The 14,716-nt window shown below is 59.7% G+C and carries 12 protein-coding genes and 2 tRNA genes; 11 read left to right on the forward strand and 3 right to left on the reverse strand.

Annotated elements, in window-relative coordinates; all coding sequences use genetic code 11:
- Positions 1–210 precede the first annotated feature (210 nt).
- Positions 211–2,958, reverse strand: a complete 2,748-nt coding sequence (aceE, locus tag HED64_RS16830) for a pyruvate dehydrogenase (acetyl-transferring), homodimeric type (protein WP_168153136.1) — start codon at positions 2,956–2,958, stop codon at positions 211–213.
- A 373-nt stretch (positions 2,959–3,331) separates the two neighbouring features.
- Between aceE and HED64_RS16835 the strand changes: the two genes are divergently transcribed.
- The 6 genes from HED64_RS16835 (at position 3,332) to HED64_RS16860 (ending at position 7,677) form a co-directional block, all read left to right on the forward strand.
- Positions 3,332–3,706, forward strand: coding sequence for a DUF3052 domain-containing protein (locus HED64_RS16835; RefSeq protein ID WP_132360975.1), 375 nt, complete (start codon positions 3,332–3,334; stop codon positions 3,704–3,706).
- Positions 3,707–3,710: 4 nt separating this feature from the next.
- Complete coding sequence (locus HED64_RS16840; RefSeq protein ID WP_342590759.1) at positions 3,711–4,205, forward strand: redoxin domain-containing protein; 495 nt, start codon at positions 3,711–3,713, stop codon at positions 4,203–4,205.
- 113 nt (positions 4,206–4,318) lie between these two features.
- Positions 4,319–4,394: transfer RNA gene (locus HED64_RS16845), tRNA-Val, on the forward strand.
- A 529-nt stretch (positions 4,395–4,923) separates the two neighbouring features.
- Positions 4,924–6,096 carry an acetylornithine deacetylase gene (gene argE / locus HED64_RS16850; protein WP_168153137.1) on the forward strand — a complete coding sequence of 391 codons (1,173 nt, stop codon included), beginning with the start codon at positions 4,924–4,926 and terminating at the stop codon, positions 6,094–6,096.
- 47 nt (positions 6,097–6,143) lie between these two features.
- Positions 6,144–7,418, forward strand: a complete 1,275-nt coding sequence (locus HED64_RS16855) for an MFS transporter (RefSeq protein ID WP_168153138.1) — start codon at positions 6,144–6,146, stop codon at positions 7,416–7,418.
- A 186-nt stretch (positions 7,419–7,604) separates the two neighbouring features.
- A tRNA-Val gene (locus HED64_RS16860) sits at positions 7,605–7,677 on the forward strand.
- A 198-nt stretch (positions 7,678–7,875) separates the two neighbouring features.
- On the opposite strand, the gene HED64_RS16865 is transcribed toward HED64_RS16860, so the two are convergent.
- Entirely contained in the window at positions 7,876–8,061 is a 186-nt protein-coding gene (locus HED64_RS16865; RefSeq protein ID WP_132357840.1) for a CsbD family protein, read from the reverse strand.
- 294 nt (positions 8,062–8,355) lie between these two features.
- Here HED64_RS16865 and HED64_RS16870 point away from each other — a divergent pair, with 294 nt between their 5' ends.
- The 4 genes from HED64_RS16870 (at position 8,356) to HED64_RS16885 (ending at position 12,174) form a co-directional block, all read left to right on the forward strand.
- Positions 8,356–8,871, forward strand: coding sequence for a gluconokinase (locus tag HED64_RS16870; protein ID WP_168153139.1), 516 nt, complete (start codon positions 8,356–8,358; stop codon positions 8,869–8,871).
- Positions 8,872–8,941: 70 nt separating this feature from the next.
- A complete protein-coding gene (locus HED64_RS16875; protein ID WP_168153140.1) occupies positions 8,942–10,345 on the forward strand; it encodes a GntP family permease in 1,404 nt (467 codons plus the stop codon).
- Between the two features lie 25 nt (positions 10,346–10,370).
- A complete protein-coding gene (locus tag HED64_RS16880; RefSeq protein ID WP_168153141.1) occupies positions 10,371–11,144 on the forward strand; it encodes an SDR family oxidoreductase in 774 nt (257 codons plus the stop codon).
- A complete protein-coding gene (locus tag HED64_RS16885) occupies positions 11,137–12,174 on the forward strand; it encodes an L-idonate 5-dehydrogenase (RefSeq protein WP_245326064.1) in 1,038 nt (345 codons plus the stop codon). Before HED64_RS16880 ends, HED64_RS16885 begins: the two co-directional genes overlap by 8 nt.
- 127 nt (positions 12,175–12,301) lie before the next feature.
- Here the strand turns inward: HED64_RS16885 and HED64_RS16890 are convergent, their stop codons facing one another.
- Positions 12,302–13,027, reverse strand: coding sequence for a FadR/GntR family transcriptional regulator (locus HED64_RS16890; RefSeq protein WP_168153143.1), 726 nt, complete (start codon positions 13,025–13,027; stop codon positions 12,302–12,304).
- A 213-nt stretch (positions 13,028–13,240) separates the two neighbouring features.
- Here HED64_RS16890 and gndA point away from each other — a divergent pair, with 213 nt between their 5' ends.
- Positions 13,241–14,680 carry an NADP-dependent phosphogluconate dehydrogenase gene (gene gndA, locus HED64_RS16895; RefSeq protein ID WP_168153144.1) on the forward strand — a complete coding sequence of 480 codons (1,440 nt, stop codon included), beginning with the start codon at positions 13,241–13,243 and terminating at the stop codon, positions 14,678–14,680.
- Positions 14,681–14,716: the final 36 nt, after the last annotated feature.

The following is a 14,716-nucleotide window of genomic DNA, read 5'->3' on the forward strand; positions in this document are numbered from 1 at the left end:
GGAACGAGCATACGCATCATCGAGCCGGTGAACTATTTTGTAGACTTCGTACAACGCGCGTGGAGCTACCGTGATGCACGTGACCGGGAAAGCATTGTGGGGCGCATCACCAGCGCGCCGTTCGCACTTCGGGGGCTTAAAAAAGGCGGTGGCGTGGATTCCCCGTGAGGAGATAACCACGCCACCGCCAATTTTGGTAGCCGTCAGTGGCTAGGCGTCGCCGCCTGCGTTGCCGCTGGTGCCGGCGCTGACTTCGTCAAGCTTGTACTTGGCGAAGGCTGCTGCGGGTACCGATGCGTCAACTTCGCCACGCTTGGCCAGCATCTGCAGTGTGCGAACTACCACCGAGTGCGCGTCGATCTTGAAGAAGCGACGTGCAGCGGCTCGGGTATCGGAGAAACCGAAACCGTCGGCGCCGAGGGTGGCGAACTCGTTGGGCACAAACTGGCGGATCTGATCCGGCACGGCCTTCATGTAGTCGGTAACGGCAACAATCGGGCCGGTGGCGCCGGCGAGCTGCTGCGTCACGAACGGAACGCGTACCTCGGCGCCCGGGTTCATGAATGCTTCTTCCTCGCAGGCGAGGCCGTCGCGGCGCAGTTCATTCCACGAGGTGACCGACCAAACATCAGCCGATACGCCCCAGTCCTCGGCCAGCAAGCGCTGAGCCTCGATGGTCCACGGCACGGAAACGCCCGAAGCGAGCAGCTGCGCGCGCGGTCCGTCAACCTTGGCCGGGGAAACCAGGTAGATGCCACCGAGGATGCCGGCAACGTCCAAGTTCTCCGGTTCCTTGGGCTGCTGGTACGGCTCGTTGTAGATCGTGATGTAGTACATCACGTTCGGGTCTTCATGCTTGCCGCCGTACATGCGCTCCAGGCCGGCCTTCATGATGTGACCGATCTCGTATCCATAGGCCGGGTCGTAGGTAACGACTGCCGGGTTGGTGGAGGCGAGGATCGGGGAGTGACCGTCAGCATGCTGCAGGCCCTCACCGGTCAGCGTGGTGCGACCCGCGGTGGCGCCCATGATGAACCCGCGGGTCATCTGATCACCGGCTGCCCAGAAGGCATCGCCGGTGCGCTGGAAGCCGAACATCGAGTAGAACACGTAGATCGGGATCAACGGTTCGTCGTGGGTTGCGTACGAGGTGCCAGCGGCCGTAAAAGCAGCAACTGCGCCGGCCTCGTTGATGCCCGGGTGGATCAGCTGACCCAGCGGGGATTCCTTGTAGGCCAAGACCAATTCGCGGTCCACGGACAAGTAATTCTGTCCATCCGGGTTGTAGATCTTTGCCGTCGGGAAGAAGGAATCCATGCCGAAGGTGCGCGATTCATCGGGAACGATCGGCACAACTCGCTTGCCGAAGTCCTTATCTCGCATCAAGTCCTTGAGCAAGCGCACGAAGGCCATGGTGGTGGCTGCCTGCTGCTTGCCCGAACCTCGGGCCGCAACCTCGTAGGCCTTGTCCTCCGGAAGGTGAATTTCCTTGGAAACCACACGACGAGACGGAACCGAGCCACCCAAGGCGTCACGGCGTTCCATCATGTACTTGTACTCGTTCGAGTCCTGCTCCGGACGGTAGTACGGCGGCAGGTACGGATCGGCTTCGAGCTGCTCGTCCGTGATCGGGATACGCAAGTGATCGCGGAAGGCCTTGAGGTCCTCCAAGGTCATCTTCTTCATCTGGTGCGTCGCGTTGCGAGCCTCGAAGTGCGGGCCCAGGCCGTACCCCTTAACGGTCTTGGTCAGGATGACCGTCGGCTTGCCCTTGAACTCGGTGGCTGCCTTGTAGGCGGCAAATACCTTGTGGTAATCGTGGCCACCGCGCTTGAGGTTCCAGATTTCGTCATCGGTGAGTTCCGCGACCAATTCCTTGGTCTGCGGGGACTTGCCGAAGAAGTGCTCGCGGACGAAGGCGCCATTTTCGGCCTTGTACGTCTGGTAATCGCCGTCCGGGGTCTGGTTCATGATGTCAACCAGCGAGTTGTCTTCGTCCTTGTCGAGCAGGGCATCCCACTCGCGTCCCCAGATGACCTTGATGACATTCCAGCCCGCGCCGCGGAAGAAGGCTTCAAGTTCCTGGACGATCTTGCCGTTACCGCGTACCGGTCCGTCGAGGCGCTGCAGGTTGCAGTTCACGACGAAGGTGAGGTTGTCGAGCTTTTCGTTCGCGGCAAGCTGAAGCAGGCCACGAGATTCCGGCTCGTCCATTTCGCCGTCACCAAGGAAGGCCCAGACGTGCTGGTCGGAGGTGTCCTTGATCCCGCGGTTCTGCAGGTAGCGGTTCGACTGCGCCTGGTAGATCGCGTTCATCGGACCAATGCCCATGGACACGGTCGGGAATTCCCAGAAGTCAGGAAGCGAACGCGGGTGCGGGTAGGACGGCAAAGCATGACCCTCGCGGGACTTTTCCTGACGGAATCCGTCCATGTCGTCTTCGCTCAGGCGGCCTTCGAGGAAGGCACGAGCGTACATTCCGGGGGACGCGTGGCCCTGGAAGAAGACCTGGTCGCCTCCGCCCGGGTGCGACTTGCCACGGAAGAAGTGGTTAAAACCAACTTCGTACAGCGTCGCGGCGCCTGCATAGGTGGAAATGTGACCACCAACACCGACGCCGGGGCGCTGGCCGCGGTGCACCATGACCGCTGCATTCCAGCGCATGTAGGCGCGGTAGCGACGTTCAACCTGCTCGTCGCCCGGGAATTCGGGTTCCTGGTCCACCGGGATGGTGTTCACGTAGTCCGTGGTGGTGACCATGGGGACGCCCACGCTCTTGGCGCCTGCGCGCTGCAGCAGTGAACGAACAATATATTGGGCACGTTCGGTGCCCTGCGTTTCGACCAGATCATCGAAGGACTCAATCCATTCGGCGGTCTCCTCCGGATCTCGGTCAGGCAACTGGCTAGTCAAGCCGCTGCGGATGTGAGAAATATGTTCCTCTACAGCCACGTCCATCTTCTCCTCGTTATGGGGTACAGCGGGGACTGCGGAAAGAGCTCAATTTTGCATGTCTCGTGCCGCAGTGGCGGTGCAAGCGCCAAAGTGTGGCCCGTTCCCCAAGGGTGGTTGGTCGCGGACCGCCGGTTACACTCTAATGCGCATGAGCGTCCAAAACGTATCTGGGCACAGCTCATGCGACGTTTTGGAGTTACACAACCACTGCGCCGAGAGCCAAAAGGGGTCGAAGTCATCACTATTTCGGCGTGTTGAGGCCTCTGCGCTTGATGAAGGCGCAAAAAGGGTGTTTGGTTGTAACCAGACGCTATACAGCAGCAGGAGGAGTGACGTGAGCGACGCCGCAACGGCAAAGCATGAAGCCGCACAGAAAATGGGCTTCAAAGACGGGGACCTGATCCAGGAACTCGGGTACGACGACGATGTGGACTTTGATCTGCGCGATTCCCTAGAGGACGCAGTGGGTTCAGAACTACTGACTGAGGAAGACCACGAAGTTGTGGACGGAATCATCTACTGGTGGCGCGAGGACGACGGGGATCTTATTGATGCTCTGGTCGATTCGTTGGTCAACCTAGATGAGAAGGGCGTTGTGTGGCTCTTGACCCCGAAGCCGGGTCGAGACGGTCACGTGGCACCCGGAGTAATCCAAACAGATGCCCCCACCGCTGGTCTGCACGTGACCAACACCGAGGGTGTTTCCGAGGATTGGTCGGCCACCCGACTTGTTGCGCGCCGCAAGAACTAGCGCTGTGGGTTCACTCAACCCTGTGTCGGGGAATGATTCCTTGGCGCCATCAGCCGGTGAAACGGCCCCACGGTTTGCTCTACATAATCAGCACGGGGAACTCATCGAGTCCCGAGGGCTGGGGGAGCAAGCCTATTTTCTCGTTTTCTATCCCTACGCGTTTTCCGCGGTCTGTGGGTCGGAACTTGAAGAGATTGAAAATGTTCGTGAAGAATTTGCCGCACGAAATGTCCGCTTTCTGGCCATTTCGGTGGATCACAAATTTGTCTTGCGGACCTACGCGGATCAGGCCCACTTCGGGTTTGACCTGCTGGCCGATTTTTGGCCACATGGTGCAGTTGCCTCCAGCTACGGAGCATTTAATCCTGAATCTGGCGCGGCGACGCGCCACACGTTCCTCATACAGCACGAATGCGTAGTGGATTCGTTTAGTTCACCCATCCATCAGGCGCGCGCCATCGCGCGCTATCGACAGGCGTTGGACCTACTCACCTCATAGTTGTCGAAGAATCTTTGCGTCTATTTCGACAGCTCGGGCAGGTACACCGCCACCTTCATATTCTTGTCACGAACGCTTCGGCGGGTTACCACCCAATGAACTCAGTAGTGCCAGGGCCTTTAGCTCAGTTGGTAGAGCGTCACGTTTACACCGTGAATGTCATCGGTTCGATCCCGGTAGGGCCCACCATTTTGTCATCGTCGCACGGCTTGCTGGGATCACAGGGGCCATCGTCCTTGGCGTCTCAAGGAAATCGTCGCCGGATGTGCGTTGGCCCCGCGCCGACCTGATCAACGTGCCGGTGAGAATGTGCCACCGCCACCGCTGGCAATGATATGAGCAGCTATCGCAAAGCATCCGCAGTTAAGTGAGCGAACCAAATATCACAGGGTTTGTGGACGCAGCGGCTCGGCTCGTGATGCGCTCGTCCCCGCTAAATCAACCGTCCATTCCTGCGCTTCGAGCCTCGGCGAATTCGGTTGGTGGGGCTTCAAATGGCCAATCGAGCGGCAGCGCATCAGCAGGGGCGCCACAGCGAACCATGGCTTTATATGTGATCCTTCCCACTGGTAAATCGCTTTGGGCGGCAAAGCGCCCTCCGTCGTTACGAATACCATTCACACGCGACGCCTTCTTCGCCGGTGAATGAGACACTTTTTGCGGCCTTTTCAGGTTTACCATGGGCAATATGGCCAGTCCATGAACACAAGGAGTAGCAATGTCACAGTCACCCAGCCAAGCGACCATGGCTGAAATTTCGAAGCTGATCGGTTTCGACACCACGAGCCGGGACAGCAACTTGGCCTTGATTGACTATGTAGTCTCACGGCTGTCATCCGTTGGCATCGAATCGTCCCTCATTCACAACGCCGAAGGTACCAAGGCCAATCTTCTGGCAACCTTCCCGGCCGCTGACGGCACGCGCACCGGAGGCATCATACTTTCGGGGCACACCGATGTGGTCCCCGTTGACGGGCAGGTGTGGAGTAGCGCCCCGTTTGTCCCCGAGATCCGGGACGGCCGTCTTTATGCCCGAGGCAGCAGCGACATGAAGTCTTTTTTGGCAGTGATCATGGCGCAGTTGGAATCGATCGCCCACGCTCCGTTGCGCGAACCGATCCACCTAGCATTCTCCTATGACGAAGAGGTCGGTTGTATCGGTGCCGTTGACTTGGTTTCCGCCATCACCGATTCGGGACTCAACCCACGCGGTTGCATCGTGGGGGAGCCCACGAGCATGCGCGTGGTTCGTGGTCACAAATCGGTGAATGTCATGCGCATCGATTTTCACGGCATCGCTGCCCACTCGTCGTTGACAACACAGGGCGTCAACGCGATTTCCGCGGCCGCCGAATTCACCCGTTTCGTCGACACCGTAGCCAGCGACTTCAAGGCGGCCGGTCCGTTTGACGAAGCGTACATCGTGCCCTGCACCACCACCACGGTCAACAAGATCGTTGGAGGGATCGCCATTAATACGATTCCGGCCGATAGCACGCTTCATTTCGAGTTCCGCTCGATTGGGGCTGATGACCCCGTGGAGTTGATCGAGAAATTCCGCGCCGAGGCGAAGCGCATCGAATCTGACATGCAACGGCAAAACACCGAGGCACGCGTTGAACTTGAGGTGCTGGCCCAGTCGCCAGGTCTTGATACACCCGAAGACGCCGGAATCGTGGGGCTGGCCGCCGAATTAGGCGGAACCCCGAGCCCCGACAAAGCCACTTACGGCACCGAAGCCGGCTTGTTCTTCAATGCCGGTATTCCCACAGTGGTCTGCGGCCCCGGTGACATCGCCCAAGCGCACGCACCGGACGAGTTCATCACCCTTGAACAGATTGCCCTGTGTGAAACCTTCATCAATAACCTCATCACGACGCTGAGCCGCTAGGCAGCGCTTCACACTTCGAAGACACACAACACCCTAAGGAGAACATCATGGCCAATCCCCAAGTGGTCACCAAGGCGCAGCTATCCGCTGCTAGGAAGGCAGTGGTCAGTAGCTCGATCGGTGCAGCCCTGGAATGGTTCGACATCATCGTCTACGCCACCTTTGCCGTGGTCATCGCCGAGAACTTTTACCCGGAGTCCAACGGGACCTTCGGTCTTGTGCTCACGTTCGCGACTTTTGCGCTCTCGTACGTCATCAGACCCCTTGGCGGAATGATTCTGGGAAGTTATGCAGATCGTAAGGGACGGAAGAACGCGCTGACGCTGACCTTGATGCTGATGATGCTCGGCACTCTCATCATGGCTGTCGCCCCGACCTACGCACAGGTCGGGGTGTGGGGAGCCGTGATCATCCTCATCTCGCGCCTCATTCAGGGATTTTCCGCCGGTGGCGAGTTTGGGACGGCAACTGCCTTCCTCATCGAAACTGCTCCCAACAAGAAGGCCTACTATTCCTCGTGGCAGGTCGCCAGCCAGGGTGCGTCCATGTTGCTCGCTTCCGCCTTCGGGTATGGGCTCACGCAATGGCTATCGAAAGAGGATCTCTACGCATGGGGATGGCGTGTGCCGTTCTTCGTGGGCTTGCTGATCGGCCCGGTCGGACTCTACATCCGTGCCAAGCTCGATGAGACCGAGGAGTTCATGAAGGCCGAAAAGGAACATGCTCCGCTGAAGGTGTTGGTTGTCCACCATTACGGCCGCCTGTTGGCTGGTGCTGCGGTGATCGGTGTGGCCACCATTTCTGTTTATATGATCTTGTACATGCCGACCTTTGCCGTGAAGAATCTGGGTATTCCTGCCACTGCGGCATTTCTTGGCGGCGTTGTTGCTGGCGTGATCGTACTGATTGGGGTTCCGTTTGTGGGGCATCTGGCCGACCGCGTGGGTCCGGCCAGGGTCATGACATATGCGGCCATTGGTGCACTGCTGTTGGCCTGGCCGCTATTCCAGCTCATGGTCACCACCCCCACCGTCCCGGTTATGGTGGTAGTCATTGCGTTGCTTGGGGTGATCATGGCCTTCTACTTCGGCCCGATGCCGGCTTTGTTGTCATCGTTGTTCCCGGCAGCCATTCGTGGCACCGGGCTGGCCGTCACCTACAACGTCGGAGTCACCCTGCTTGGCGGCATCGCGCCACTGGTGCTCACATGGTTGTTGGCGATCACGGGTTCGTTGAACGCGCCGAGCCTTTACTACATGGCCATCGCCGTCATTTCGCTTGTGGGTTTGTACTTCGTGCGCAAGCGCTATTTGCAGCCGTAATCACCGCGCCAGGCCGCCGGATCTCACCGTGCAGTGATCCGGCGGCCATAGGCTCAAGTTGGCCAAATGTCCCAAATCGGTTCGTCCCAGACGGGCGATTTGCCAAGTCAGGGATGTGTGTACTAGAGTATTCTCTTGTTGCAACGCAGTCGTTTGAAACAAAGCAAGCGAATGTTGTTGTACTGAGGGCCTTTAGCTCAGCTGGTAGAGCGTCACGTTTACACCGTGAATGTCATCGGTTCGACCCCGGTAGGGCCCACAGACAAGTTCCCTTGCGGAAAGATGAGAATCTTTCCGCAAGGGAACTTTTTCGTTTAAGCATCAGGTGCTGATTTTGAATTCACTGGCTTGTTGCTTGGGGAGAGGCTCGCTGGAGGTGGGCCCGCCTTAAAGCGTTTCGGCGCCCCGTGAAGTCGGGGCGCCGAAACGTTGATTCATTCTGCTTGATCTACCGAGGCTAGCCGCCGAAAACGTCCTTGGCAGCGTCCTGAACATGCTCGCCGGCCTGCTTAGCTTTCGCAGCGGCCTGCTCCTTAATGCCCTCGGCCTCAAGAGATTCGTTGTTGGTGACGTCGCCTAGCTTTTCCTTGGCGCCGCCGACAACTTCCTGTGCCTTGTTGCTGATCTTGTCTCCGAGTCCCATTACTGAATTCCCTTCGTCGATCCTGCATGTACAGAACTACGTTATGAAGCGAACCTTGGAGCTTGCTGGGTAGAGGCTTAAGGGACGCTCAAACAGTACCTAACTAGGGCCTTTCCGAATCGCCGCATCATTGTTATTCCGGGGAAGTTGAGGGGGCGCAACAATCTCGAAAAAATGCTGTGCCAACCTGGTTGACACACGCCGCAGAGTCGACCTACTCTGTATAAATCATATTTATGTCGGATATCACGTTCTTATGTCCGACATTACCCTTGGTTCCACGATGGAGTGACGATGAACAGCGCTGCCTACCCGCCCATGGTTGTAATGGGAGTTTCCGGATCCGGAAAATCTACGGTAGGGCGCCTACTGGCTGACAAAGTCGGTTCCGTGTTCATCGACGGCGACGACCTGCATCCCGTATCCAACAAGGAAAAAATGGCCGCCGGGCACCCGCTTAACGACGGTGACCGCGAACCATGGCTTTCAACCATCGGCGACGCGCTCTTCGAGAGCACGAATGACGGCGCTCCGGCGATCATCGCCTGCTCTGCCCTCAAACGTAGTTACCGCGATCTACTGCGCCGCCATGCACCATCCACGATCTTCGTTCACCTCAGCGGTGCCAGTGAGCTCATCCAGCACCGCTTGGACGAACGAAACCACGAATACATGCCTCCGACGCTGCTCGCATCACAGCTGAGCACCTTGGAAGCCATCGAGGCCGACGAACCCGCCATTGAAGTTGATGTCCGGCTCAGCCCCGAAGATATCGTCGACCTGGTGGCCCTGAACCTTTCTGCCAAGTAGTACCGCACTTCCGCGGAACCGACCGGTTCCGTCACTTCCGCTGACACACCAACACCTCTGAAGGACAAAGATGACCGACGAGTTAGTCATGAACTGGACGCTGGGTACCCCCGCGCTCCTCGCCATAGCAGTGGGAGCCATCCTGCTACTGCTGCTGTTCATCATCAAATGGCGCATCCACGCATTTGTGGCGCTGGTAGTAATTTCGCTGCTGACGGCAGTAGCAACCGGAATCCCGGTGGGACAGATCATTCCCACACTCACCGGCGGCTTCGGCGGCACCCTTGCCACCGTGGCCCTGCTGGTTGGCTTGGGCGCCATGCTCGGCCGCATGCTCGAGACCAGCGGCGGCGCCGAGGTGTTGACCAACGCGTTGATCAACAAGTTTGGTGAAAAGCGCGCGCCGCTGGCACTTTCGGTTGCCTCACTGCTCTTCGGCTTCCCGATCTTCTTCGACGCTGGCCTTGTGGTCATGCTCCCGATCATCTTCACCGTGGCACGTCGCCTGGGCGGATCATTCTTGGGCTACGCCTTCCCGGCAGCCACTGCCTTCTCGGTCATGCACATCTTCGTACCCCCGCACCCGGGTCCGGTTGCAGCTTCGGGCCTGCTTGAGGCCAACGTTGGTTTGGTTCTGTTGCTGGGCCTCGTCGTTGCGCTGCCCACCTGGTTCTTTGTTGGACACCTCTTTGGCAAGTACGTGGGCCGCAAGTACAACATTGCCATCCCGGACATCTTGGCCGGTTCGGCCAAGGAATCCCACGACTTCGCCTCCAAGCCGTCCTTGGGCACCGTGGTGACACTCCTGCTGCTTCCCTTGATCTTGATCTTCATGAACACCGGCCTGAACACCTTGGCCTCGGCCGGAGTTGTTGACAAGGGCACCCAGTGGGTTCAGATCCTTCGCCTCATCGGTGAAACCCCCGTCGCACTGCTAATCACCGTCCTGTTGGGCATGTTCCTTTTGGGATACAAGCAGAACAAGGACAAGACCCTCATTGAAACCGTGGTTGACTCCGCGCTTGGCCCGGTATGTTCCATCATCCTGATCACCGGCGCCGGTGGCATGTTCGGTGCAGTATTGCGCGCCGGCGGCATCGGTGACGCGGTGGCCGACTCCTTGGACGCTCTCGGATTGCCGATCATCGTCGCTGGCTTCATCATCGCCGCTGTCGTGCGTGTTGCCCAGGGTTCGGCTACCGTCGCGCTGACGACGGCCGCGGCCATCGTCCAGCCGGTCGTGGTGGGTAACGCCGATTTGAACTCCATCGAAGTTGTGGCCATCGTCTTGGCCCTTGCCGCAGGTTCGGTCTTCGCCGGGCACGTCAACGATTCCGGCTTCTGGCTGGTCAGCCGGTTCTTCGGTATGGATGTGAAGACCACCTTGAAGGTTTGGACCGTCGGTCAGGCTTTGGTGGGTGTTGTTGGTTTCGCCATCGCGTACCTGATCTTCGCCGTCGCCGCAGCGTTCTAACTTCCACCCACACGAAGGACTGATGATGGGCAGCAAACTTTTTGACCTGACCGGACGCATTGCACTGGTGACCGGGTCCTCGCGCGGTATCGGTAAGGAACTTGCCAAGGCATTGGCCGATGCGGGTGCCACCCTGGTGCTGCACGGACGTAATAGCGAAACCCTGGCGGTCACTACCGCCGAGTTCCAAAAGAATTACGGAACCGAACGAATTTTCTCTTACGCCTTTGATGTGACCGACGAGGCGGCAGTGGCAGCAAATATAGCTACCATCGAGGCCGAGGTGGGTCCGCTACGGATCTTGGTCAACAACGCGGGGATTCAACACCGCGAACCGATGCTTGAACTCGCCCTGAGCGACTGGCAGCGCGTACTGGACACCAACCTGACCAGCGCATTCCTGGTGGGCCGCGAGGCCGCCAAGGGCATGCTCAAGCGCGGAGAAGGCAAGATCATCAACATCTGCTCCGTGCAGACCGATCTGGCTCGACCCACCATCTCGGCCTACACGGCGGCCAAGGGTGGCTTGCGCAACCTCACCCGCGCCATGACCGCCGAATGGGCCGGAAGCGGACTACAAATCAACGGCATTGCGCCGGGCTATATCCACACGGAGATGACCCAGAATCTGGTGGACGATGAAAAGTTCAACTCCTGGATCCTGGGTCGAACCCCGGCAGGGCGTTGGGGCAGTGTTGAAGACCTCGCCGGACCGGCCGTATGGCTGGCCTCGGATGGCTCGAACTACATCAACGGCCAAACCATCTTTATCGACGGAGGGATGAGCGTTGTTGTCTAACACCACCGCCACGGCGGTCATCGCCCATGCCGCGGATGACCTGCGGATTGAAAGCATCACCGTCAGTGCTCCGGCGCCCGACGAGGCACAAATCGAGATCGCCTACGGGGGCATCTGCGGTTCGGATTTGCACTATTGGATGCATGGGGCAGCCGGTGAATCTATCTTGAAGGCTCCGATGATTCTTGGTCACGAGATCGTCGGTGTCGTACGTAGTGCCGCGGCCGATGGAAGCGGACCGATCGCAGGAACCCACGTTGCCGTGCACCCGGCCACCCCCGGTGGAACCGGTGCCCGCTACCCCAAGGAGAGCCCGAATCTGTCCCCGGGCTGCACCTACCTGGGTTCTGCCGCGCGCTACCCACATACCGAAGGGGCATTTGCCAGCACGGTAAATCTGCCCGCACGGATGCTGCGCGCCGTGCCGGCAGGGCTTTCGCTGCGTGATGCAGCGTTGGCCGAACCCGCGGCGGTTGCCTGGCATGCGGTTTCACGGGCCGGTGAGGTGTCCGGCAAGCGAGTGATGGTCATTGGCGCCGGGCCCATCGGAGCCCTGAGCGTTGCGGTGCTGAAACGTGCCGGTGCGAGCGAAATTATCGCGGTGGACATGTTTGATAAGCCCTTAGAAATTGCGGCAGCATCGGGCGCGACCTCCACGTTGAAGGCCGATGATCTTGAGGCCATCGCCGCGGTCGAAGCCGACGTGGTGATCGAAGCCAGCGGAAATTATCGCGGACTGGCCTCGGCCATTCGTGGTGCACGTCGCGGCGGCCGCATCGTCATGGTGGGCCTGCTGCCCTCCGGCGAGCAACCGGCTCTGATCTCCCTGGCCATCACCCGGGAATTGGAGCTGGTTGGATCCTTTAGATTCAACGACGAGATCGATGAAGTGCTCCTGGCACTGGCCGACGGGTCTCTGGATCTTGCTGCGATCATCACCCACGAGTTCGACGTTGCGCACGCGCTGGAAGCGTTCGCCGTGGCGAAGGATTCTGCGCAGTCCGGCAAGGTACTGCTGAAGTTCACCTAATCACTCGGCTCCGGGCCAGCTGGCCTCCGGCCGGAACACCACAGGCGACATTCGATACCTCACCATGGGGGGAGTCGGATGTCGCCTGTCGTTTAAGCTCGGCGCTCGGGCCGAAGACAAGTCGCGGTTAGCGGACGGGGCGAGGGAAAAGCCGGGGCTTATGTGCCCACACCTCATAAATTTCTTGCACGGTTCGACGCATGATCAATTCCATGGATTCGCGGGCGCGTTTGGGATCGTGGGCCGAGATCGCGTCCGCAACCCCCTGATGCCAGGCCAGCGCCTCCTCATGAGGATGTTCGGGCATCAAGCCGAGCTCGGTGCGCCCACGCAGCGTTTCGCCAATGGGATGGGCCAGATTGGCGAACATCTCGTTACCCGATGCCGCCAAAACCAACGCATGGAAACGGATATCGAGTTCTAGGAACGAATCGAGATCTCCCTCGCGGCCGGCATGGCGCATCCGTGCGGCGAGGTTCAGAAGCTCGGCGCAAAATTCCGCCGGGGCATGCTCGGCAGCAAGTTCCGCGGCCATGGGTTCCACCGCCACCCGTAACTCGGTCAGTGAACGCAATTGAGCACCCTGACCTTCGGATGCCAGACGCCAGCGAATGACCAGTGGATCAAAGGGATTCCAGTGTTCCGCGGGTTGCACCTTGATGCCCACCCGTTTGGTTGAAACCACTAATCCGGCAGAGGCTAGCACCCGCACCGCCTCGCGAATCACCGATCGCGAGAAGCCCAACTCATCTTCCAGCTCGGAGGCGAGGACAACTTCTCCGGGGAGTACAGACCCATCGATGATGCGGCTTCCAAGGTGGTCAACGGCTTGTTGATGCAGGCTAGTGGGCATGAATCAACCCTATCGCTAAAACTCCTAGCAAACCGGCAGCGAAAGGCGCAGCAATGCGCGTCATCTCGGGGCAATTTATGCCAACGAAGCGTGTTCGTTTGGCCTTGGGAGGGGCGAACAAACTAAAGTAGGTAGAAGTCACGGAGCCGTGTCCCCGGTGCTCGTTGTGCCGGTCATGCCCGGCTCAACATAATCGCAACCGATGGAGACTTCATGCCTGCACAGATTGGCGTCACCGGCCTAGCCGTCATGGGCGCAAACCTTGCCCGTAACTTCGCACGTAACGGTTACACCGTTGCCCTGCACAACCGCTCGGTAGCCAAAACCGACGCACTGTTGGCCGCACACGGCGATGAGGGCGACTTCATCCGCACCGAGACCATGGAAGAACTCGTGGCAAGCCTCGAGGTTCCGCGCCGCGTCATGATCATGGTCAAGGCTGGCGGACCGGTTGACTCGGTCATCGACTCCCTGGTTCCGCTGCTCGAAGAGGGCGACATCATCATCGATGGTGGCAACTCCAACTTCCAAGACACTCGTCGCCGTGAGGCAGCACTGGCCACCAAGGGCCTGCACTTTGTTGGCGTCGGTGTCTCCGGCGGTGAAGAGGGTGCCCTGCTCGGCCCCTCGATCATGCCCGGTGGTTCCAAGGAGTCCTACGACGCCCTAGGCCCGATGCTCGAAAAGATTTCCGCCAAGGCCATCGACGGTGCCCCGTGCTGCGCATGGATCTCCACCGACGGCGCCGGCCACTTCGTGAAGATGGTCCACAACGGCATCGAATACGCCGACATGCAGGTCATCGGCGAAGCCTACGACCTATTGCGCACCGGCGCCGGCCTTGAGCCCGCCGCCCAGGCGAAGATTTTTGAGGAATGGAACAAGGGCGAGCTCGCCTCCTTCCTCATTGAGATCACCGCCGAAGTACTGGCCCACACCGATGCCAAGACCGGCGAGCCGCTGGTTGACGTCATCGTCGATAGCGCGGGCCAGAAGGGCACCGGACGCTGGACCGTGCAGTCCGGCCTGGACCTGGGATCCCCGATCTCTGCCATCGCCGAATCCGTCTTCGCCCGAGGCCTGTCCTCGCAGCGCGAGATGCGCGCCATCGGCCAGGAAGTCCTGGCCGGACACGAGATCGCCGTCGAGCTGGACGAGAACTTCGTCGAGGACGTGCGCCAGGCACTCTTCGCTTCCAAGCTCGTTTCCTACGCCCAGGGCCTGGACATGCTCACCAGCGCCGGTGTGGAATACAACTGGGAGCTGAAGCTCGACGAGATCGCCTCGCTCTGGCGCGAAGGCTGCATCATCCGCGCGGCCCTGCTGGCCGACATCACCAAGGCCTACGCCGCGGACGAGAAGCCAGCCAACCTGCTCTTCGCTCCGGCCTTCGCCGAAGCCATCGCCACGGCCCTTCCGGCCTGGCGCCGCGTGGTTGCCACCGCCGTCCAGATGGGCGTGCCGGTTCCGGTGTTCTCCTCCTCGCTGGCCTACTACGACGGCCTGCGCCGCAAGCGCCTGCCGGCCGCGCTGACCCAGGGCCTGCGCGACCTCTTCGGTGCGCACACCTACAACCGCATCGACACCGAGGGCTCGTTCCACACCCAGTGGAGCGGCGACAAGACCGAAATCGAAGCCGAAGACACCCACTAGTCTTTACGCTTCACACCTCAACGGGGTGGCAGCCTC

The organism is Paeniglutamicibacter terrestris (assembly GCF_012271785.1).
GTDB lineage: Bacteria > Actinomycetota > Actinomycetes > Actinomycetales > Micrococcaceae > Paeniglutamicibacter > Paeniglutamicibacter terrestris.